General features: G+C 36.1%; 21 protein-coding genes. All 21 read right to left on the reverse strand.

All coding sequences use genetic code 11. From position 1 onward, the window contains the following. On the reverse strand, window positions 1–2,010 hold the full coding sequence (gene uvrB, locus U8526_RS06925; protein ID WP_334341228.1) for an excinuclease ABC subunit UvrB: 2,010 nt from the start codon (window positions 2,008–2,010) through the stop codon (window positions 1–3). 124 nt (window positions 2,011–2,134) lie between these two features. Next, window positions 2,135–3,379: an MFS transporter gene (locus U8526_RS06930; RefSeq protein WP_334341229.1), complete on the reverse strand. Its 1,245-nt coding sequence runs from the start codon at window positions 3,377–3,379 to the stop codon at window positions 2,135–2,137. A gap of 14 nt (window positions 3,380–3,393) precedes the next feature. Continuing rightward, window positions 3,394–4,686 carry an alkaline phosphatase family protein gene (locus U8526_RS06935; RefSeq protein ID WP_334341230.1) on the reverse strand — a complete coding sequence of 431 codons (1,293 nt, stop codon included), beginning with the start codon at window positions 4,684–4,686 and terminating at the stop codon, window positions 3,394–3,396. 113 nt (window positions 4,687–4,799) lie between these two features. Then, on the reverse strand, window positions 4,800–6,518 hold the full coding sequence (locus tag U8526_RS06940; protein WP_334341231.1) for a phospho-sugar mutase: 1,719 nt from the start codon (window positions 6,516–6,518) through the stop codon (window positions 4,800–4,802). A gap of 230 nt (window positions 6,519–6,748) precedes the next feature. Next, window positions 6,749–7,003, reverse strand: a complete 255-nt coding sequence (locus tag U8526_RS06945) for a helix-turn-helix domain-containing protein (protein WP_334341232.1) — start codon at window positions 7,001–7,003, stop codon at window positions 6,749–6,751. A 180-nt stretch (window positions 7,004–7,183) separates the two neighbouring features. Further along, window positions 7,184–8,125, reverse strand: coding sequence for a thioredoxin-disulfide reductase (gene trxB, locus U8526_RS06950; protein ID WP_334341233.1), 942 nt, complete (start codon window positions 8,123–8,125; stop codon window positions 7,184–7,186). A gap of 65 nt (window positions 8,126–8,190) precedes the next feature. Next, complete coding sequence (gene lgt / locus U8526_RS06955; RefSeq protein WP_334341234.1) at window positions 8,191–9,006, reverse strand: prolipoprotein diacylglyceryl transferase; 816 nt, start codon at window positions 9,004–9,006, stop codon at window positions 8,191–8,193. After that, window positions 9,006–9,971 carry an HPr(Ser) kinase/phosphatase gene (gene hprK / locus U8526_RS06960; protein WP_334341235.1) on the reverse strand — a complete coding sequence of 322 codons (966 nt, stop codon included), beginning with the start codon at window positions 9,969–9,971 and terminating at the stop codon, window positions 9,006–9,008. Before hprK ends, lgt begins: the two co-directional genes overlap by 1 nt. Before the next feature lie 64 nt (window positions 9,972–10,035). Beyond that, window positions 10,036–10,401, reverse strand: a complete 366-nt coding sequence (locus tag U8526_RS06965; RefSeq protein ID WP_334341236.1) for a phage holin family protein — start codon at window positions 10,399–10,401, stop codon at window positions 10,036–10,038. Between the two features lie 23 nt (window positions 10,402–10,424). After that, the gene (locus U8526_RS06970) at window positions 10,425–10,676 is read right to left on the reverse strand and encodes a PspC domain-containing protein (protein ID WP_334341237.1); all 252 of its coding nucleotides are present in this window, start codon (window positions 10,674–10,676) and stop codon (window positions 10,425–10,427) included. Between the two features lie 57 nt (window positions 10,677–10,733). After that, a complete protein-coding gene (gene phoU, locus U8526_RS06975; RefSeq protein ID WP_334341238.1) occupies window positions 10,734–11,414 on the reverse strand; it encodes a phosphate signaling complex protein PhoU in 681 nt (226 codons plus the stop codon). Window positions 11,415–11,425: 11 nt separating this feature from the next. Next, complete coding sequence (gene pstB, locus U8526_RS06980; protein WP_334341239.1) at window positions 11,426–12,184, reverse strand: phosphate ABC transporter ATP-binding protein PstB; 759 nt, start codon at window positions 12,182–12,184, stop codon at window positions 11,426–11,428. Window positions 12,185–12,196: 12 nt separating this feature from the next. Beyond that, entirely contained in the window at window positions 12,197–13,003 is an 807-nt protein-coding gene (gene pstB / locus U8526_RS06985) for a phosphate ABC transporter ATP-binding protein PstB (protein WP_334341240.1), read from the reverse strand. 3 nt (window positions 13,004–13,006) lie between these two features. After that, window positions 13,007–13,894: a phosphate ABC transporter permease PstA gene (gene pstA, locus U8526_RS06990; protein WP_334341241.1), complete on the reverse strand. Its 888-nt coding sequence runs from the start codon at window positions 13,892–13,894 to the stop codon at window positions 13,007–13,009. Continuing rightward, complete coding sequence (pstC, locus tag U8526_RS06995) at window positions 13,894–14,814, reverse strand: phosphate ABC transporter permease subunit PstC (protein ID WP_334341242.1); 921 nt, start codon at window positions 14,812–14,814, stop codon at window positions 13,894–13,896. The genes pstA and pstC overlap by 1 nt, the downstream gene beginning before the upstream one ends. Continuing rightward, complete coding sequence (locus U8526_RS07000; RefSeq protein ID WP_334341243.1) at window positions 14,815–15,690, reverse strand: phosphate ABC transporter substrate-binding protein PstS family protein; 876 nt, start codon at window positions 15,688–15,690, stop codon at window positions 14,815–14,817. A gap of 104 nt (window positions 15,691–15,794) precedes the next feature. Beyond that, window positions 15,795–17,444 (reverse strand): sensor histidine kinase, encoded by a 1,650-nt coding sequence (locus U8526_RS07005; RefSeq protein WP_334341244.1) that lies wholly within the window; start codon window positions 17,442–17,444, stop codon window positions 15,795–15,797. Window positions 17,445–17,454: 10 nt separating this feature from the next. Then, window positions 17,455–18,120 carry a response regulator transcription factor gene (locus tag U8526_RS07010; RefSeq protein WP_334341245.1) on the reverse strand — a complete coding sequence of 222 codons (666 nt, stop codon included), beginning with the start codon at window positions 18,118–18,120 and terminating at the stop codon, window positions 17,455–17,457. Then, a protein-coding gene (prfB, locus tag U8526_RS07015) for a peptide chain release factor 2 (RefSeq protein WP_334341246.1) occupies window positions 18,110–19,232 on the reverse strand; the annotation gives its coding sequence in 2 pieces (ribosomal slippage) (window positions 18,110–19,159 and window positions 19,161–19,232; 1,122 coding nt in all). The genes U8526_RS07010 and prfB overlap by 11 nt, the downstream gene beginning before the upstream one ends. 40 nt (window positions 19,233–19,272) lie before the next feature. Then, entirely contained in the window at window positions 19,273–21,633 is a 2,361-nt protein-coding gene (gene secA, locus U8526_RS07020) for a preprotein translocase subunit SecA (protein ID WP_334341247.1), read from the reverse strand. A 209-nt stretch (window positions 21,634–21,842) separates the two neighbouring features. Continuing rightward, the gene (gene hpf / locus U8526_RS07025; RefSeq protein ID WP_334341248.1) at window positions 21,843–22,391 is read right to left on the reverse strand and encodes a ribosome hibernation-promoting factor, HPF/YfiA family; all 549 of its coding nucleotides are present in this window, start codon (window positions 22,389–22,391) and stop codon (window positions 21,843–21,845) included. Window positions 22,392–22,450: the final 59 nt, after the last annotated feature.

Consider the following 22,450-nt stretch of genomic DNA (forward strand, 5'->3'; position numbering starts at 1 on the left):
CTATTTCATTTCCGCCTTTAATTCTAAAATCGTGTCACGCAAATTGGCAGCAGCTTCAAAATCGAGCTTCTTAGCAGCAGCTTCCATTTGATCATTTAGGTTAGCAAGAAGTTCCTCACGTTCCTTCTTACTCATATCCTTAAAGTCAATATCATCATCGATTTTCTCTGTCTCTGATGACGAATTATCGACTTTCTGGAACATTGAAATAGCATCCCGAATTGGTTTAACAATCGTCTTAGGTGTTATATTGTGTTCCTCATTGAACTTCATCTGTAATTTACGACGACGTGCCGTTGCATCAATTGCACCACGCATTGAATCGGTGATTGAATCAGCATACATGATAACTTTACCATGTTCATTACGCGAAGCACGACCAATAATCTGAACTAATGAACGTTCAGCTCTCAAGAAGCCTTCCTTATCAGCATCCAAAATTGCGATTAAGGAAACTTCAGGAACATCAATACCCTCACGAAGCAAATTGATTCCAATCAAGACGTCAAATTTACCTAATCGTAAATCACGAATTATCTTAGTTCGTTCCAAAGTTTTAATATCACTATGCAAATATCTAACTTTAATTCCTAAATCTTTAAAGTAATCAGTCAGATCTTCAGCCATCTTCTTCGTTAACGTGGTTACAAAGACTCTTTCATGTTTTGCAACACGGTCGTTGATCTCACCAACTAAATCATCAATCTGTCCCATAATTGGACGTACTTCAATCTTAGGATCTAGCAAACCAGTAGGACGAATAATTTGTTCCGCCTTGTTATCAGTTCGATCCAATTCATAAGGCCCAGGTGTAGCTGAAACATATAGAATTCGGTTAACATGTTTTTCAAACTCTTCCAACTTCAAAGGACGGTTATCCAAAGCACTTGGTAAACGGAAACCATAATCAACCAACTGTTGTTTTCTGGCACGATCGCCATTATACATACCACGAATCTGCGGCATGGTAACATGTGACTCATCAATCATGATATTAAAATCCTTAGGGAAGAAATCCAAAAGTGTAAATGGTGGTTCACCTTCAGCTCTACCTTCCATGTGCCGAGAGTAATTTTCAATACCAGAGGTGTAACCCATCTCTCGCATCATTTCAATATCGTATTCCGTTCTTTGTTTAATACGCTGAGCTTCCAACAATTTACCTTCTTTAGTAAACTTGTCGACTTGTTGATCCATTTCATCCTTAATACGCTTTAAAGCTTCATCCATTTTGGAATCACTGATCATAAAGTGAGTTGCTGGGAAGATACCAATATGATCCATTGAACCCTTTATCTCACCAGTTAAAGCATCCATTTCAATAATTCGATCAATCTCATCACCAAAAAATTCAACACGAATAGCATTATCATCACGTGAAGCTGGGAAAATATCTACAACATCCCCACGTACACGAAATCTTCCACGTTGAAAGTCAATATCGTTTCGTTCAAACTGATTATCAACTAATTCTTCTAACAAAGAATCACGAGCAATCTGTTGTCCCACTCGCAAAGAAATAATACTGTCCGCATATTCTCTAGGATCACCTAAACCGAAGATACACGAAACTGAAGCAACTACAATAACGTCATTACGTTCCAAAAGTGAGCTTGTAGCCGAATGACGTAACTTATCGATTTCATCGTTGATACTTGAATCCTTCTCAATATAAGTATCGCTAGAAGGAACATAAGCTTCCGGTTGATAGTAGTCATAATAACTGACAAAATATTCAACCGCATTATTTGGGAAAAACTCTTTGAATTCACCGTACAATTGTCCCGCCAAAGTCTTGTTGTGAGAAATAATCAATGTTGGCTTATTCAAATTCTTGATAACATTAGCCATTGTAAATGTCTTACCAGTACCAGTAGCACCCTCAAGAATGACCTCTTTGTCACCAGCTTCAAAATCCTTAGTGATTTTATCTATCGCTTGAGCTTGATCCCCAGCAGGTGAATACTTGGAAACCAAATCAAATTTATTATCGTTAACTCTATCTATCACGGATTAATTTACCCCCTTTGAACTAAAAAAAACATCTAACTCTCGCACACGAATTAGATGTAATTAATGTCAGGCTTATTACGCTGGCTCTATATTACCATAGCGAACATATTTTCGCCATAATTTAATTTTCATTGACTAAACGGGGCAACATTAAGAAAATTATCAATCCAATGAAGAATAAAATACTCAATGAAGCGGCACCAATAGTGGACTTTCCAGTAATCTGTGTAACGATACCAACCAAGATTGGTCCCATTACTGCTGAGAATTTCCCTAAAATATTATAAAATCCGAAAAATTCACTTCCCGATTTCTTAGGAATTAATTTTCCAAAGTAAGAACGGCTTAGAGCCTGAATACCACCTTGACTAGTTCCGACTAAGACGGCCAGGATCCAAAAGTCTTTTGTGCTTGTTAGTTTCAAAGCGTACAAACAAATACCTAAATATAAAACAATCCCTAAAAGAATTCCGGCTCTAGTAGAAACTTTGTTAGCAAACCATCCATACAGAATAGAAAATGGAAATGCTACCAACTGAACTACTAACAAAACCAACATCAAAGTTGTCGTGTTGATTCCCATATCCATACCGATCGAAGTTGCCATTGTAAAGATCGTGTCAACTCCATCAATATAGAAGAAATATGCAACTAAGAACCAAGCTGCGGCCTTATATTTTCTCAAGTGAGTAACTGTTTTCCAAACTCGCTTAAAACTCGATGTAACTGGATGTGGATTTTCTGGTAACGAGTATACCTGTTGAACATTCTTCAAAAGTGGAATGAAAAAGATAATCCACCAAATGGCCGCCAACAGAAAACTCCAACGGGCTACGCCATAACTAGATAACATCCCAAAACCACTAGTCAACTGTAAAACTAAGAATAAAATGAAAGCTACAACTCCACCTAGATAACCATAAGCATATCCATTTGAAGAAAGAACATCCATTTCTTCATTACTAGCAACATCGGTCAAGAAACTATCGTAAAATAAGTTTCCCGCTGAATACCCAATTATCGACAGGATATACACACCTAACAGTAATTGCCATTGATTCGATGGCACTAAGGCCAAACCAAATGTCATAATAATTCCTAAAAATGAAAAATAATTCATTAAACGTTTTTTGTGATGTGGATAATCTGCCAAAGCGCCTAAAACAGGTGCTAATATCGAAACCAATAATGTTCCAAAACTATTGGCATACCCCCAGAAAGCTGTCGCATTTGCGGCTGAAACTCCAGAGCTTTGTGCTACTGACTTAAAGTAAACTGGTAAAACCGCCGTTGTTACGATTATGCCATAACCAGAATTAGCCCAGTCGTAGAAGATCCAACTCCACTGTTTTTTATTAAACCTCATAAGATTCCTCTATTCTAATCGATAAATACATCCTCAATACTATTTCCGGCTATCGGCTTATCAAATTTCAAACCTAATAATCTGGCAAATGTTGGTGCTTCATCTACTAAATTAGCCTGTTCGACCGTATGATTTTTTTCAATCATTGGACCGTTAAAAATTAAGGTTGTTTTGTAGCCTGGTTTTTGAGGATGATAGCCATGAACACCACGATATCGATCAGTATCGCCCATCATTTCAGGAAGAACTTGTTCCACGACATTAGGACGATCACTTTCATCAGTGAAGTAATATCCTGCTTTAGCTTCAACCATCAATGTACAATTAGGATCTGCTCCCATTGATGCAGCCTCTTGCGACGAATAAATTTTTTCTACACCTTCGACGCTGGAAATCAACTCTTTCAAACGTTGGATCTGATCAAAATTTCTTGTGTAAATATAGGTTGAACCATCACATGTCTTTGCCATAACTGACCAGTCCTTCTTAAAGGTTTGATCTTTAAGTGGCTTCAACCAGCCTCTCTTAGCAAATAAAGTGTTTAAATGGATCATCTTATCAACGTTGATTTGATAATGATCACCTAAGATTACAAAGTTGGTATCGTCAAAAGTACCCGCTTCCTTAGTAGCATCAATCACTTGTTTTACGTGACGATCCAAACGATGCAAGGCCTTCATAGCATCTTCAGAACGAACCCCATATCGATGACGCATGCTATCCATATCAACCAAATGCAACAACATTAAATTAGGACGCTTATTCTTAACCGTATCAACTGCGCAAGCTGTAATGAACTCATCTAAGGCAGGCTGCTTGATACCATTACGCAATTTACCGTATTTTTTGTCCATTTCCAAAATGAATAATGGCGAACTAGCCTTTAAAGAAACTAAAACTTGATTAGTCCAAATACGATTAGGAAAGATTTCAGCTAAATTGTAATCAATCTTACTGCCAGCTGTGACTGGCCACAAAAAAGCCGATGTTTTAAATCCTTTCTTTCTCGCCAAATCGTAAAGTGTTGTGGACCTAACGTCCTTTTGATACCAGTACCAATCTGGTGATCGACGATTAGATTGAATCTTAGTATTATTTACAATTCCATGAACACTTGGATATTGACCTGTGATAATAGTCGTATGTGAAGGATAAGTTAACGTTGGATAAATTCCCTGAACTTTTTTTACCCAAGTACCTCCATGTACTAACTTGCTCAATGTTGGTAATTCATCGAGATGTTCATCAATATCTCTAAATCCTAGAGAATCAAGCGAAATAATAATTAAATGTTGATTTGTTGACAATTCTCTCTCCTCTTTTCACAAACTACATGAAAATATTATATCGCAGTTAAGAAATACTTGTAACGAAACAAAAAGATAGAGACAAAAAATTAATTTTGTCTCTATCTCTTATTTTATTCCCAGCCTTCGATTTCTTTAGAGAAATCAGCTAATTTTTGTGCGGCATTTGCTTCTGTATCAGCCTTAACACCAATATAGAATTTCAATTTTGGTTCAGTTCCTGAAGGTCTAGCAGCTACCCAAGTATCATCAGCCAAAACATACTTCAAAACATCGGCCTTTGGTAATCCAGTGGATTTAACTCCAGCTTCTGTTGTATCAGTATCCTTCAAATAATCGATTGATTCAACGACTTTAACGCCGTTAATTGCATCAATTCCTTCCTCACGAAGGGTCTTCATAATTTGAGCCATCTTATCTTTACCAGAGATACCTTCAAAGGTCTTGGAGATAGTCTTTTCACGATAGTAACCAAATTCTTTATAAAGATCTTCTAGCGCATCGTAAATAGTTTTGCCTTTTGATTCATAATAAGCGGCAGCTTCAGCCAACAATAATGTTGATTGCATTGCATCTTTATCACGAACAAATGGTTTTACTAGATAACCATAGCTCTCTTCAAATCCAAAGAGGAATTCATTGCTACCAGTTTGTTCGAATTGCTCAATCTTTTCAGCAATATACTTAAAACCAGTCAACACGTTAAGCATCTTAATATCGTACTTGTTAGCAATAGCCGTTGCCAATTCAGATGAAACAATTGATTTTACAACTGCACCATTGTCAGGCAATTCATCAAGATTTTTCTTAGCTTGTAGCAAGTAATTCAAAAGTACTGAAGCAATTTGATTACCAGTCATCAATTTGTAAGAACCATCAGGTTGTCTTACGGCAGCTCCTAAACGATCAGCATCAGGATCAGTAGCTATCAAGATATTGGCACCAATCTTTTTACCACGTTCAATAGCTAAGTCAAAAGTTTGAGCAAATTCTGGATTAGGGAAAGGTGTTGTGGCAAATTCTGGATCCAAAATTGCTTGTTCTGTAACCATATTAAAATTCTTGAAACCTAATTTTTGGAAAATACGTGGAGCGATCATCTTACCAGTACCATGAAGTGGTGAATAAACAAACTTCATCTTGTCACCGATATTATTGATCAAATCACGGTTAACAATTACTGTTTCCAAATTCTTCATGTAGTTAAGATCGACATCTTCACCAATAAGTGTCAATAATTTTTCTTCTCTTAATTTTGTAACAGGCTTTACTTTGATAGCAAATAGGTCACTAGCTTTTCTAGCAAAACTTGTAATATTATCAGATTCAACTGGTGGCATTTGACCACCATCTGGTCCATAGATCTTGAATCCATTATATTGTTTAGGATTATGGCTAGCAGTAATCATAATACCGGCATAAGTAGGTATACTTCTTACCGCAAAAGATAATTCCGGTGTAGGTCTCAAACTATCGAACACGTAACTGTGAATTCCATGAGCTCCCAAAACTTTTGCTGATTCATAAGCAAAATCTTGTGAATAATAACGTGAATCATAACTAATAGCTACACCTTGTGACTTCAACTCATCATCCAAAGTATCCATGAAAGAAGCCAAACCTTCAGCTGCTTGACGAACAGTATAAATATTCATTCTATTGATACCAGGTCCAATAAGGCCACGCATTCCGGCAGTACCAAATTCCATTGGTTCATAGAAAGCCTCTTCAGCGACCTTATCGTCTTTTTTCATCTCATTGAGTTGCTCTTTCATATCTGGATCTAAATCCTTATAGTCGAGCCATTGTTGCATATTATCTTGCCAAGACATTAACTTGTCCTCCTAATTTGTAAGTACTTACAACCATTATATCAATCACAGGGTACTATTTATATTTGATTACGACACTTTAATCTATTTTTTTTAAAATATCCTTAAAAATACCCTCTCCAAATAAAAATAACAGTATCTACTTTAATTCCCTTATAGATACTGTTTCGGTTATAAAATTATTTATTTGGTAGCTAAGCACTACAAATGTGGAAAAAGCAGAAGCCAAACTATTCGAGATTATTGCTGATGATTCTGTTGATATCCGTATCATAGTATCTTGCTAATGCAATTAGTGTATCGATATCTGGCATTCTAATACCTGTCTCATAGTGAGAGAGAGTCGTTACGTCAATATTTAAATGTCTTGCAACTTCTTTTTGAGTTACATTTTTTTCTTTTCTTAAAATTTTAAGGTTTCTGGCAATATTGAAACCTGATTCGTTCATCAATTGATTTATTTTATTGTCTACTACGTCACGCATAAGAATCACTTCCTGTCTTTTACTAATAGTATATGTTTAAACATGTCTATATTCAAATCAAATGCTAATAATATTTTTTTCAATATTTAGTCATTTATTATTAGGCCAAGGTAGAAAAAAAGAGAATTACAAAATGGATATTTTCCATTTCATAATCCTCATTATTAAAATAAATTTACATTATTTTGTCGTTACCTTAGAATCGGCAAGATCTTGAATATAACTATATGCTTGTTGACCAGCTATACCGCCCTCACCAACGGCTGTAGCCACTTGACGAAGATCTTTCTTACGAACATCACCAACGGCAAAGATACCAGGGATATTTGTATGCATTTCTTCATCTGTATTGATCCAACCATCTTCATCCAAAACGCCTAAACCTTTGAATGGTTCTGTCATTGGTTGAATACCTACATAAATAAAAGCACCTTTAGCTGGAACGATATGTTCCTCGCCAGTTTCTTTATCAACGTATTTAACGCCTGAAACCTTGTCATCGTCACTCGTGATTTCCTTAACATCAGCATTCCAAACAAATTTGATCTTCTTGTTCTTAAATGCACGGTCTTGCAAAATCTTTTGAGCACGCAATTGGTCACGACGGTGAATAATTGTTACTGACTTAGCTAGTTGTGTGAGGTAAATTCCTTCTTCAACAGCGGAATCTCCACCACCAACAACGGCAACGTCTTGATCCTTGAAGAAAGCACCATCACAGACGGCACAATAAGAAACACCACGTCCTGATAACTCTTCTTCACCAGGAACCCCAATCTTCTTATATTGTGAACCAGTTGCAATGATCAATGCTTTAGCTTCATAGTCACCATCATCAGTATGAATAATTTTGACATTACCCTTGTCTTCAACTGATTGAACGGCACCGTAACCAAAATCAGCACCAAATTGAATTGAAGATTTATACATTCTTTCACTCAAATCTGGGCCCAAGATTGATTTAAATCCAGGATAATTTTCAATCGCAGCGGTGTTATTCATTTGACCACCATAGATACCACGATCAAGAATCATTACTGAAAGGTTAGCACGTGAAGCGTATAAAGCGGCAGTTAAACCACCAGGGCCTGCCCCAATAATTACTACATCGTATGTTTTCATCGTCGAATTACCTCCTATTACTCAACAAATATTACCATTTATTTTTTAATTATCAATTAGATTGCTCACAACTCATTATACCAAGGATCATTTTCTTTCTTTCGACGATAAATGAAAATTCCAATGGCAACGACAAATAGTACTAATGACAATACCTGTGAAACTCTGACACCAGGCAAAATATATAAACTATCTGTTCGCATACCTTCAACGAAAAATCTAACTGCTGGATACCATATCAAATATGTTAAAAAGACTTCACCACGTTTTAAGAGATGCTTACGATTCCTCAAAACTAAGATTAAAATCAATCCTATTAAATTACCAACTGATTCATACAAAAAGGTGGGTTGACGATAAGCCCCATTAATAAACATCTGTTCAACAATAAAATGTGGTAGATGTAATGATTGTAGGAAATCTAGTGATGTTTTAGCACCAAAAGCCTCTTGGTTCATAAAGTTACCCCAGCGACCTACTATCTGTCCTAAAAGGACTGATGGTGCTGCAATATCTAGCATTAACCAAGGAGAAATATTACGTTTCTTACACAGAACTAATAGAACAATAAATGCAGCAATTAAACCACCATAAATTGCAATACCACCATGCCAAATCTTAATTATTTCACCTGGATTAGCCAAATAATATGGCAATTCAAAGATAACATAGTATATACGTGCTCCCACTAGAGCAATTGGAACACCATACAAGACTAAATCTAAAATGTTATCAGGATCCAAGTGTCTTCTTTTGGCTTCACGCATTGCCATAATAACTCCGACCAAAGCTCCCAGAGCAATGATAACGCCATACCAATGAATTTCTATGCCACCTAGATTTAAAGCAATTGGGTTCAATGCTAACAAATCAAAATTCATTACTTACCTTCTCCATTGTTTTCATTCTTTGTTTTTTGTTCATTTTCTTTGATCAACAATCCAAGATTGTCCTCAAATTTCTTGGTAGCGTCATATCCCATCGTCTTAGCACGATAGTTCATTGCAGCTACTTCGATGATGATAGAGATATTACGACCAACTTTAACAGGAACAGTGATTTGTGGTACATCGACATCAAAGAAGGCACGACTATCTTCCAAAGTACCAATTCGATCATAATTCTTATCGGCTGACCAATTTTCCAAATTAATGATCAATTGAATTTCACTTTGTGAACGAACAGCCCCAGCACCAAAGAGATTCATGACGTCAATAATACCAATACCACGAATTTCCAACAAATGATTTAGGATCTTAGGTGCTTCACCTACAATAGTTTTTTCATCACGTTGATAAACGTCTACTCGATCGTCGGCAATCAAACGGTGACCACGCTTAATTAGTTCCAAAGCTGTTTCACTTTTACCAATACCAGAATGTCCCGTTAACAGAATTCCAATACCATAAACATCCACTAGAACACCGTGGATCGACTCTCTAGGAGCCAACTTTTCATCCAAATACTCGGTAATCATACTTGATAGTCTTGTTGTTGGCAATTCTGATCCAATGACGGGAACATGATGTTCTTTGGCAGCTCTTAAAAGTTCTTTGCTTGGTTGAATATTTCTAGAAATCAATAATACTGGCGTATCCTCACGGCATAATTCCAACATCACTTTATAACGGTTGTTAGATGTCATTGAACGAGAATACGAAGTCTCTGTTTGGCCGAACAATTGAATTCGTTCACTTGGATAATAATCAAAATAACCTGTTAATTCAATTCCGGGACGAGAAATATCGGTAGTTATGACTTTTTTATCTTTTAATAACTCTTCTCCAGAATAAACCTTCAATTCATTATCCTTCACCATTTGAGACACTGTAACAAAATTTGTCATTGTTAACCCCCACAGATTCTTTATTTATAACAATTTTATCATTTTAGAAACAAAAAAACGCGTTCTAGACGCGTCTTTGAAAATTATTCATTGTGTAACTATTAATAATCGAATTACAAATGGCCAATATAACAGCAACTACTAAGGCTGAGCCAAAGCCATTAAAATAAAAGCTATTTGATCCAACTAGAGCTGACGTCAGTTCCAAAGTAATCGCATTGATCACAAATGAAAATAAGCCAAATGTAATAAACGTAATCGGTAAAGAAATAATATGTAAAAGTGGTTTTATAGTCCAATTCAAGATAGCTAATACCAAACTAGCTATAATAGCCGTACCTAATGTATCCACTCGAAACATACCGGGCAATAATCTAGCAATTGCTAGAAACAAGAGCGTTTGTATTGCCACTTTTATAAGTAACTTCATTTCATACCCTCATTCTTTTTGAATCAGTAATATTTCTTGGCAGCTGTAGTGCTACGCTTCTTTTTATTAAAATCTGTCTCTTGGATATTACGCTTCTCAGGTAATGAGAAGACAAGAATTATATAAACCAAGACTGGCAGAAAATAAGTAAAAGGCAATAGAAAGATAAATGCCAAACGTATCCAAGTTGAATCGATACCAAAATAAGCACCTAATCCACCGCAGACACCTGCCAACATTCGATCTGTAGTAGATCTTGTAAGTCTTTCTTTCATAGAATCTCACCTCAACTTGTCCAAAAAATATACTACATATTCACAAAAATATCAATTTTACTCATCAACATCAGGAATATGCTTCCGATTCAGTTCTACCACATGTCCAGTGTTTAAGTAAACAACCCATTCACAAATATTGGTTGCATAGTCACCAACACGTTCCAAATAACTGGCCACAAGCATATATGATGAACCACTTAAAACGTTCTCTACAGTTTTTTGCATATCTTTGATACATAGTTCATTGATCAATGTACTTTTAGCATCTATCTCAATATCGCGATGAGCTACTTCTTCAGCCATCTTACTATCTTTTTTCAAGTAGGCTTCCAATGAATCTTCAACGATGCTTGTGCTCATTTCACCCATTTCCGCAATTAGTTTTTCAATTTCAGGTATTCTCGTTTCACCTTTAACTCTAATTGTTTCTTGAGCAATACTTACCGCATGATCGCCCATTCTTTCTAAATCAGAACTTGCTTTTAAAACCGTTACAATCATTCTCAAGTCAGATGTAACAGGTTGTTGCAAAGCAATCATCTCAAAAGATTCTTTTTCCAGATCCATCTCTCGCTTATTGATTACATGATCATTACGAATAACTTCTTTAGCTAAAGATTTATCGTGATCAATGTATGCTTTAACAGATTTCATAATGGCTTCACTTGCCATCATACCCATTTCTGAGAATCGTAAATGTAAGTTATTTAATTGTTCTTCGAAAGTAGTGCGCATCGTTTTTTCTCCTAACCGAATTTTCCTGAAATATAATCTTCAGTCTGTTTTTGTTTTGGATTTAAGAAAATATTTTTTGTCTTATCTACTTCAATTAACTCTCCATTTAGGAAGAAGGCGGTCTGATCAGATATTCTTGAAGCCTGTTGCATGTTATGTGTAACAGTAATAATTGTATAATCCTCACGCAATGCCAACATAGTATCTTCAACCTTAGCTGATGAAATAGGATCCAAAGCTGAAGTTGGTTCGTCTAATAAAATAATATCAGGTTTCACTGCTAAAACTCTAGCAATACAAACTCTTTGTTGTTGACCACCTGAAAGTGATAATGCACTTTGATGTAGCTTATCCTTCACATCATCCCAAACAGCAGCATTTTTCAAACTAGTTTCCACCGCTTCATCCAAAACGGCCTTATCTTTAACACCAGCTAATCTTAATCCATACACTACATTATCATAAATTGAGAATGGAAATGGATTAGGTTGCTGAAAAACCATACCAACTTGTTTTCTCAGTGCAACGGTATCGACATTAGGTGAATAAATATTCTTGCCATCTAATGAAATAGTTCCTGTGATAGTTACGTCGGGAATCAAATCATTCATACGATTCAAACATCTTAAATATGTTGACTTACCACACCCAGAAGGGCCAATCAAAGCTGTAATTTCATTTTTATTAAAATCTAAGTTAATACCCTTTAATGCTTCTTTTTTTCCATAAAATAAATGTACATCGGAAGATGTTAAAATTTTTTCTGCCAAATCTAAACGCTCCTATCCAAAGTGTCCCGAAACATAATCTTCTGTAATTTCAATTTTTGGACGAGTAAAGATCTTTCTCGTCTCATTAAATTCCACAGCATGTCCTAAGTGGAAAAATGCTGTATAGTCGCTTATTCTAGCGGCCTGTTGCATATTGTGCGTAACGATAATAATCGTAAAATTATCTTTTAAATTCATCATTGTTTCTTCAACATTCGAAGTCGAAATTGGATCTAGCGCACTTGCCGGTTCATCCATCAAAAGAATATCTGGTTTCATGGCGATTGCTCTAGCAATACAGAGACGTTGTTGTTGCCCACCTGAAAGTGCCAAAGCACTTTTATGAAGATCATCTTTTACTTGATCCCAAAGTGAGGCTTGTTTTAACGTTGTCTCAACTATTTCATCCAATTTTTTCTTGTCATGCAATCCATGGCGCTTTAAGGCAAAAGTAATATTATCATAGATTGATTTAGAGAATGGATTTGGTCGTTGAAAGACCATTCCAATATGTTTTCTTACTTCATAAATATCAACATTATCTTTATTGATATCTAAACCACGATACATAATTTTTCCTTTGACGCTGGCACCTTCCACATTATCGTTCATTCGGTTCAAAGATCTCAAGAATGTTGATTTACCAGAACCGGAGGCACCGATCAAAGAAGTTATCTTATATCTCTCAAATTGTAATGAAGCTTTGTGCATTGCTTCTTTTTCGCCATAAAAGACCTGTAGATCTTCTGTCTTCATGGCGATTTCGTGCTTGTCTTCATCCAAATGAAGGATGTATTGTTGATCGTTTTGTTCAGTCATATCTTATTCACCCGTCATCTTTTTGTAAACTAAATTGCCAATGTATCTAGCTAGAAGATTAAAAATCAATACGGCAATAATTAACACTGCTGAAGCACCAGCTGATACTTGAACAGCATCTGGTATCAAACCTTCAGAATTAACTTTCCAAATATGAACAGCCAAAGTTTCAGCTGGTCTCATCAAATTCAAAGGACTAGTAATACTGAAGATATTGAAATTAGTAAAATCTAGTGGCGGAGCACTTTGACCTGCTGTATAAATCAAGGCAGCAGCTTCACCAAAGACTCTACCAGCACCAATAATCATCCCAGTAATAATACCTGGTAACCCATCTGGAATGATAACGTGAATCACAGTTTCCCATTTTGACAATCCTAAAGCCAAGCCAGCTTCTCGTTGAGACTGGGAGACTGATTTAAGTGAATCTTCAACATTTCTTGTTAAGATTGGCAAATTGAATACAGTCAACGTCAATGCACCTGATAAAATAGAGAAACCAAATTTAAAACTAATAACAAATATCAAGAATCCAAACAAACCAACAACGATTGATGGTAATGAACTCAATACTTCAATAGAAACTCTGATCAATTCAACAAATTTGTTTTTTCCCGCGTATTCAGATAAGTAAATACCTGCCGCAATAGAAATAGGAATCGAAATTAACATTGATAGAATTAACAAGAAGAATGAGTTAAATAATTGAACTCCCACACCACTACCAGCTTGAAATGCTTTCGATCCAGAAGTTAAGAAATGCCAATTAATGTAACGTAATCCACTACCTAAAATGTAAACTAGTAATCCTATCAGGATTAAAACGATTATCCCTGACATAAGGTAGATCACGCCCGTGGCAATTTTATCTTTAGTTTTTTCATTAAACATTAGAATTCACCTCTCTTGGCGATAGTTCTAATGACGAAATTAAATAGTAAGGACATCAATAGAAGTAACAATGCTAATGACCAAAGTGCATTATTAGCAGTTGACCCCATAATAGTATTTCCCATATTCATAGTTAAAACACTAGTTAACGTTGACGATGGTGATACTAAGTTTTGTGGTAATAACATGGCGTTACCAATAACCATTTGAACAGCCAAAGCTTCACCAAATGCACGAGCCATCCCAAATACGACGGCTGTCAAGAGTCCTGGAGTTGCGGCTCTCAATACTACTTTTTTGATAGTTTGCCATCTAGTGGCACCTAAGGCTAATGAGGCTTCACGATAATAACGTGGTACAGCCTTCAAAGCATCGACTGACATTGAAGTGATCGTAGGTAAAATCATAACAAACAAAACAAATGATCCTGCCAGAATACCGAAACCACTACCACCTGCTATTCTTCTAACAAACGGTACGACAATTGTTAAACCGATGAATCCGTAAACAACTGAAGGAATACCTACAAGCAATTCTATTACAGGTTGTAAAATCTTACGTCCCCAACTTGGAGAAATCTCCGTCATAAAAATTGCCGCAGCAATAGCGAATGGTGTTCCAATCAATGCCGCAATCAACGTAACCGAAAATGAACCAATAATCATTGGCGCAGCACCTACGATTGGATGACCCGCACTATCTAATTTATTTGGTGCCCAGACAGAATGAGTTAAGAAATCAATTGGATTAACTCCATCCTTAATAAAAATAATGACACCCCTTGATGCTATAAAACCGATAATTGTTACAACTAATAGAACAATGATGGCAGTAAAACTGAAAGAAATAATCTTACCGCGAGTTTCTCTCTTAGCGGACACAGACTTCTTAGTTAAACTTTCTCTAATCGGATCTTTCAATTATTTTACCCCCTTGGAAACGGGCGTAACATTGCCCTTATAATCCTTTTCATACTTCATTTCATTAATGGGAACATAATTCATTTTTTTAACTACATTTTGTTGAACATGTTTAGTCATAATAAAGTCCAAAAAGTCTTTAGTCATGCCTTCAGGCTTACCATTCGTATACAAATGTTCATATGACCAAATCTTCCATTTATTATTTTCAATATTTTCAATGGTTGGCTCTACGTTATTAACCGCAATGGTCTTCACGGTATCGTTCAAGTATGGCATAGCCAAATAACTGATTGCACCATCTGTATTGTAGACGATTTGTCTGACCATCCCACTGGAGTCTTGCTCCTGAGAACGAACGAAAGGTGTACCGTTCATAACATCACTTTCAAACGATGCTCGAGTACCACTTCCATCAGCACGATTAATGATCGTAATAGGTAAATCTTGACCACCAACCTGTTTCCAATTCTTTACCTGACCAGAAAAAATCTGTCTTAATTGCTTAATTGTCAGGGATTTAACTTTTACATCTTTATTAACAACTGGAACCATACCTACTGCAGCTATTCTATGATCAACAAGTTTACTAGCATTAATATCTTTTTTCTGTTCAGCGTACAAATCAGAATTACCAATATTAACCGCACCTTGTTGAATCTGACTCAGTCCTGTACCAGTTCCTCCACCCTGTACATTTACGTACTGATTAGGGTTACTCTTTGTAAACTCTTCCCCGGCAAGTTCAACTAATGGTTGAGCAGCTGAAGATCCAACTGCTGTAATAGTTTCTTGGCTTCCGCTGCCTTTGCAACCACTCAAAACAAGAATGCTGGAAAAAATAATTGCAAATAATGCGACAAGTCTTTTTTTCAATGTTCTCACCTCTATCCACTTAGGATAGTACAACAATGTATATTTTTTGTATAAAAAAAAGACGCGATAAAATAAATTATTTTATCGCGACAATTTTTTCTATTTTATAAAGGGATATTAACTGTAAATGTCGTTCCTAACCCCTTGTTTGATTCTAGACGAATATCTCCATCTAAGGTATCTAGAGTTTCTTTAACAATCGCTAATCCTAAGCCGGTACCACCAGTTTCCAAGCTTCTAGAACGATCGACTCGATAAAATCTCTCAAAGATTCTACCTTGATCTGCTTCAGAAATTCCAATACCTGTATCCTGAATAACAACTTTAAGACGATTTTCAATCTCGTCATGATGAACTTCAATGTTAATTTCACCATTTTCTTTATTATATGAAATGGCGTTCTTGATTAAATTGCGAATAATCAAATTAAATTTCTCTTTGTTGATAGTTACATCTTCATTACCAGAGAACTTTTTATTAACTTTTAAACCGTGCTCTTTAATCGTCAACTCTTGACGTTCGAGTATTTGATCTATATCTTCTTGCAAGTTGACAACCTCAGCCTGATTATTATCCTTCTTAACGCGGGACAATGACAAGATATCTTGAATCAATTCCGTTAAGCGAATACTTTCGCTATGAATTATCTTTAAGAAATGATCAAGTTTTTCAGGATCATCTTTAGCACCATCCAATAAGGTCTCTGAGAAACCTTCAATCGAAGTTACTGGCGTCTTTAATTCGTGACTGACGTTGTTTACAAAATCAACTTGCATACGTTCAATCTGACGGCTCTCAGTTAAATCATATAAAATAACTAAAACTTGTTGATCGAAATCCTCACGTGTGTGAACCAAACGGATAACATTTGCATCCACAAACTTTTGTGAGTTACCAACTAGTTGGATTTCACGATGATGATTTTTATTTTTACGCAAAGTATGTTCAATCATTCTACTTAAACTATAAGTTTTAACATCCTCGATGAATGGATGAATATCATTAGAAATATTCACATCCAAAAGACCAGCCATGGCCTGATTATGCATTAGAACATCCCCTTGGGAGTTCAATAACATAACACCAATAGGCAAATGTCCAACTAATCCTCTAAAACGTCTTTCACGCAAACGAACATCGTCACGTAAATCATTAATATCCATACTGATTTTGTTAGTTTGCTCAACTAATCCATATAGCTCATCATCAGGCGACAAGATAAGTGAAGCCATCTCTTTATTCTTACGTACTCGTCTCAGATTCTCCGTTACGCTCTTAATATCGTTACTGAGAAGCTGACGCTTACGATAATAGAATAAAATAACTGAATCAGTAATAACAAAGTACATCAAAGCTACTAACGCAAACGTCAATGGCGCCTGACTCCAAAGACGATTGTATCTTTTAGCAACGACATAGCGACTTGATCCCGGCAAATAATACATGATTCTTTCGCCAAAACTAACATCTGTCACGTAATTTTTACCCGGAGCTATTCGGCCACGATGAAACATATCATAAGCCTTTTTTTGTAGATACGTATCTTCCTTACTGGAATCGACATAATCCAAACCAGCAATTTTAGCCGCATCTGACGGATCATGATTCTTTTTCAACTCTTGGTACGAAACAGTCTCTTCAGTAAACATATCCTTTTGAGAGTCCCCCAAAATAGTATCGGAAAAAATCACCAACACAAGAAAGATAACTACTGAAATTAAAATAGCAATTATAGGTCCTATTCTTCTTTTCATCGTTATTCCTTTATACCTCTAAAATATAACCGAACCCATGCACGGTTTTTATTATTTGTGGATCTTTGGTGTCCTTTTCAATTTTATCACGGAGGTGGCTAATTTGGATATCAACCATCCTCATTTGTGAATTAGAATTAATTCCCCAAACATTATCAAAAATTTGTTCACGCGAAACGACAATCCCTTTGTTTCTAATCAAAAACTCCAGTAATTCATATTCTTTTTTCGTCAAACTAATTTCTCGGCCGTCAATAATTAAACTTTTAACATCGGTATTCAGTTTAAAACTACTTTTTTTATGCTCATGCGAGGTCCTTCTCAACACAACTTCAATCCTAGCTAAAAGTTCTTTAATACTGAAAGGCTTCGTTACATAATCATCGGCACCACTGATCAAGCCCTTAATTTTAGTATCTTCAGAATCCACTGCTGTTAAAAAAATAACAGGCGTTAAATTATCAGACTCACGCATCTTTTTCAAAACTTCCAAGCCATTCATTTTAGGTAACATTTGATCCAGCAACATTAAATCAAAATCGCCATTACTTACTTTTTCAAATGCCATCTCACCATCAGTTGCAGTCGTTACTTGGTAATCGTTACTTTCCAAATTATATTCGATTAACTCTAAAATCGCAGGTTCATCGTCAACAACTAAGATTTTACTTTTCATTTGTTTTGGCCCCTTGTAGTTTCCATTGGAGATAGGCGTAAATAAATGGATCTAAATCGCCATCCATTACCGCTTGACCATTCCCAGTTTCATAGTTAGAACGATGATCCTTAACCATGGTATATGGATGGAATACATATGACCTAATTTGTGAACCCCAGCCTATATCCTTTTGTTCACCTTGAATTTCAGCATGTTTCTTAGCCCGCTCTTCCTCTTCTCTTTGGAAAAGTTTAGCCTTCAACATATTCATGGCTGTCTGTCTATTTTGTAATTGTGAACGTTGAGCCTGTGAACTAACTACGATACCTGTAGGTAAATGAGTAATTCTAACCGCTGAAGAAGTCTTGTTGATATGTTGACCACCAGCACCTGATGATCTAAAGACATCAACTCTCAAATCATCATCATTGATTTCAACGTGAATACTATCATCTAATTCAGGCATCACATCAACAGAAGCAAAAGAAGTGTGACGACGACCTGCCGAATCAAAAGGCGAAATTCTAACTAGTCGATGTACTCCTCTTTCTGAACGTAATAGTCCATATGCATTTTTTCCACGGATCATCATCGTAACACTCTTAATTCCAGCCTCATCACCAGGTTGGTAATCTTCGATCTCAACAGAAAAATTATGTTGATCAGCCCATCTTTGATACATTCTCAATAACATTGATCCCCAATCCTGAGATTCCGTTCCACCAGCACCAGGATGAATTTCCATAATGGCGTTATGAGAGTCATAAGGTTCTGACAACAACATCATTAACTCATATGAACGCAATTTTTGGGCCAAATTAGACGAATCGTCTATCATCTGTTGTAACAATTCGTCTTCTGGATCTTCTTGATACAATTCTGCTGAAACTTTGATATCTTCTAGTCCCTGGCTCAATTCTTTGAAGTTATCATACTTATCTTTCATAGCTTTAGTTTCATCAATAACTTTTTGAGCCTTATCATGATCATCCCAAAAACCGGCTTCAGTCATTTTATGTTCATTCTCAGCAATATTTTCTTCAAGGGCATCTAAGTCAAAGAGACCCCCTGAACTGACTTATTTTGTTTTCCATCTCAGAAATCTTATTTTTGATCTCACCGAATTCCATATAATCACCCTTATAAAAAAAGCAGGCCCAAGGCCCGCTTTTATCTTTCCATATTTTGTCTAATTTCGGCCTTCATGAATAATCTAGTTACATCATATTCAATATCAGAAACCATTTCTTCAAACATACGGTATCCTTCTTCTTGATACTCAACTAAAGGATTTAATTGTCCGTAACCACGTAATCCAATTGATTGACGTAATTGATCCATGGCATCGATATGATCTGTCCAGTGTTCATCAACAACTCTCAAAATAACAACCTTTTCAAATTCTAGCATTTGAGCAGGATCACCAAGTTGTTCTTTCTTCTCTTCGTAATTCTTATTAACGAAGTCCATCAAATAACTAACGATTTCTTCAGCACTCTTCATTTGTAAATCGACAACTGAAATTTGATTTTCATTAACCAAGGCAGATTTAGCAAAGTCAACAATGGCTTCTAATTCCCATTCTTCTTGCTTACCTTGTGTATGTACATTTACTTGAGCTTGAATTGTACGTTTGATCATTGGAAGCAATACACTATCAAGATCTTTATCTTCGGTAATGACTTGCATTCTTTCTTTATAGATAACTTCACGTTGTTCACGCATAACATCATCATATTGAAGCGTGTTCTTACGTGTATCGTAGTTATTACCTTCAACACGTTTTTGGGCTGATTCAACTTGACGAGTCATCATCTTACTTTGGATAACGGCATCATCGTCTTCAATCTTCAAAGTCTTAAGCACACGCTTGATACGTTCTGAACCAAAACGTCTCATCAAGTCATCTTCTAGTGACATATAGAATTGTGTAACACCAGGATCACCTTGACGACCTGAACGTCCACGAAGTTGATTATCAATACGACGTGATTCATGACGTTCAGTACCAAGAACAGCCAAACCACCTAACTCAACAACGCCAGGTCCAAGTTTAATATCGGTACCACGACCAGCCATATTAGTAGCGATTGTAACGGCGCCACGTTGACCAGCATTCATGATAATTTCAGCCTCCTTAGCATGGTTTTTAGCGTTCAAGACAGCATGAGGAATTCCTTCATTATCAAGTAATTTAGATAGGTATTCAGAAGACTCAACCGCAACAGTACCAACCAAGATAGGTTGTCCTTTTGCATGACGTCTCTTGATATCTTCAACAACGGCAGCAAACTTACTCTTCAATGTTGGGTAAAGAAGATCATCTTTATCGTCACGAATAACTGGTTTATTTGTTGGAATAGAAATAACTTCCATGTTATAGATTTCTCTAAATTCTTCAGCTTCAGTCTTAGCAGTACCAGTCATACCAGCTAACTTATCATACATACGGAAGAAGTTTTGATAAGTGATGTTAGCCATAGTCTTAGTTTCGTCTTGGATTTCTACACCTTCCTTAGCTTCAATAGCTTGGTGTAGTCCATCAGAATAACGACGACCATCCATAACACGACCAGTAAATTGATCAACAATCTTTACTTCGCCTTCTTGAACCACATAATCAATATCAAGACTCATGATGAAGTTAGCACGTAGAGCTTGATCCAAATGGTGATTCAAAACTGTGTTATCAATATCATAAAGATTATCAAGGCCAAAGTAATCTTCAGCTTTTCTAATTCCTGTTTCTGTTAAACTGATTGATTTTGTTGGCCAATCAATCTTGTAGTCGTCTTTTTCAAGAGTCTTAGCAAAACGGTCCGCACGTACATACATAGCAGTTGATTTCTCAGCCGCACCAGAAATGATCAAAGGAGTTCTAGCCTCATCGATCAAAATTGAGTCAACCTCATCGACGATAGCGTAGTGAAGTGGACGTTGTACCATTTGTTCCTTGTAAACGACCATATTATCACGCAAGTAATCAAAACCAAGTTCACTGTTTGTTGAATATGTAACATCACAGTTATAAGCAGCACGCTTTTCTTCAGAATCCATGCTATTTATATTCAAACCAACGGTTAGGCCAAGCCACTTATACAACTCGCCCATTTCCTTAGCATCACGTCCAGATAGGTATTCGTTAACAGTAACAACGTGAACACCCTTGCCTGCTAAAGCATTTAAGTAAACTGGCAATGTAGCAGTTAAAGTTTTACCTTCACCTGTTTTCATTTCAGCAATATTACCTTCGTGCAAAGTAATACCACCAATTATTTGAACTCTAAATGGATAAAGTCCAAGAACTCTTTTAGCTCCTTCACGAGCAGTAGCAAAGGCTTCTGGCAAAATATCATCTAATGTTTCACCCTTTGCTAGTCTTTCTTTAAATTCAGGAGTCTTAGCTTTTAGTTCGTCGTCGGAAAGCTTGCTATAAGCATCAGCATAGCTTTCAACCTTATCGGCAATCTTGCCCATACGTTTGACTTCTCTTTTATCGCTTTCGACCCATCTTCTTAGCGGATTTGCCATATTTATATATCTCTCCTAAGTGTAATAAACATACTCTTAATAGTAGCATTAATTTTTAAACTTTTAAACTTAATATCGTTTTCAGTTTTACAATGATACACTATTTTGGCTCTCAATGGTATTAAGAAACCTTTACAAAGATTTAAGGACAGCAAAAAAGCCTGAAGCACGTGCTCCAGACCAATTTGTTATTTCATTAAATTATAATTTTATTCATTAGTTTCAATTAGGCCATATCTGCCGTCATTACGTTTGTAAACAATACTTGCACCATTTGTTTCTGAATCTTCGAAAATGAAGAATTCATGTCCAAGCATTTCCATTTGTAGAACAGCTTCTTGTGCATCCATTGGCTTCAATGAAAGACGCTTTGTTCTAACAATTTCTGATTTATCTTCTTCAGCTTCTTCAGGTGTTACGTCATCCAAAGGAATATCCTTTAAACTAGCACCTTCACGGCTCTTACGATTTACACGTGTCTTGAACTTCTTGATTTGTCTTTCAAGCTTATCAATTACTAGATCGATTCCAGCGTACAAATCATCATTGACTTCTTCAGCTCTCAATGTGATATATGATAGAGGAATTGTAACCTCGACCTTTGTACCCTTTGATGGATATGTCTTCAAATTTACATGTGCAATGGGATTACTGTCATCGCTAAAGTATTTTTCCATTTTAGAAATTCTTTTTTCAACGTATTCACGAATTGATGAAGTTACCTCAATATTTTCACCACGTACATTAATAGTTAACATAATAATCTCTCCTTCCGACGAGTAGGAAATTAAAGAGCATCTTTACATCTCTTTAATGC

It is taken from the genome of Companilactobacillus sp. HBUAS56275 (assembly GCF_036913655.1).
In the GTDB taxonomy this organism is placed as follows: domain Bacteria; phylum Bacillota; class Bacilli; order Lactobacillales; family Lactobacillaceae; genus Companilactobacillus; species Companilactobacillus pullicola.

Excerpts from the sequence above, each read along its gene's own strand:
- hpf (WP_334341248.1), bottom strand. The coding sequence starts at position 22,391 with ATGTTAACTATTAATGTACGTGGTGAAAATATTGAGGTAACTTCATCA.
- U8526_RS06965 (WP_334341236.1), bottom strand. The coding sequence starts at position 10,401 with ATGAAGTTACTTATAAAAGTGGCAATACAAACGCTCTTGTTTCTAGCA.
- U8526_RS07005 (WP_334341244.1), bottom strand. The coding sequence starts at position 17,444 with ATGAAAAGAAGAATAGGACCTATAATTGCTATTTTAATTTCAGTAGTT.
- U8526_RS06930 (WP_334341229.1), bottom strand. The coding sequence starts at position 3,379 with ATGAGGTTTAATAAAAAACAGTGGAGTTGGATCTTCTACGACTGGGCT.
- lgt (WP_334341234.1), bottom strand. The coding sequence starts at position 9,006 with ATGAATTTTGATTTGTTAGCATTGAACCCAATTGCTTTAAATCTAGGT.
- U8526_RS07010 (WP_334341245.1), bottom strand. The coding sequence starts at position 18,120 with ATGAAAAGTAAAATCTTAGTTGTTGACGATGAACCTGCGATTTTAGAG.
- secA (WP_334341247.1), bottom strand. The coding sequence starts at position 21,633 with ATGGCAAATCCGCTAAGAAGATGGGTCGAAAGCGATAAAAGAGAAGTC.
- U8526_RS06940 (WP_334341231.1), bottom strand. The coding sequence starts at position 6,518 with ATGTCTTGGCAAGATAATATGCAACAATGGCTCGACTATAAGGATTTA.
- pstB (WP_334341240.1), bottom strand. The coding sequence starts at position 13,003 with ATGACTGAACAAAACGATCAACAATACATCCTTCATTTGGATGAAGAC.
- trxB (WP_334341233.1), bottom strand. The coding sequence starts at position 8,125 with ATGAAAACATACGATGTAGTAATTATTGGGGCAGGCCCTGGTGGTTTA.
- U8526_RS06970 (WP_334341237.1), bottom strand. The coding sequence starts at position 10,676 with ATGAAAGAAAGACTTACAAGATCTACTACAGATCGAATGTTGGCAGGT.
- pstA (WP_334341241.1), bottom strand. The coding sequence starts at position 13,894 with ATGTTTAATGAAAAAACTAAAGATAAAATTGCCACGGGCGTGATCTAC.
- phoU (WP_334341238.1), bottom strand. The coding sequence starts at position 11,414 with ATGCGCACTACTTTCGAAGAACAATTAAATAACTTACATTTACGATTC.
- hprK (WP_334341235.1), bottom strand. The coding sequence starts at position 9,971 with ATGACAAATTTTGTTACAGTGTCTCAAATGGTGAAGGATAATGAATTG.
- U8526_RS06945 (WP_334341232.1), bottom strand. The coding sequence starts at position 7,003 with ATGCGTGACGTAGTAGACAATAAAATAAATCAATTGATGAACGAATCA.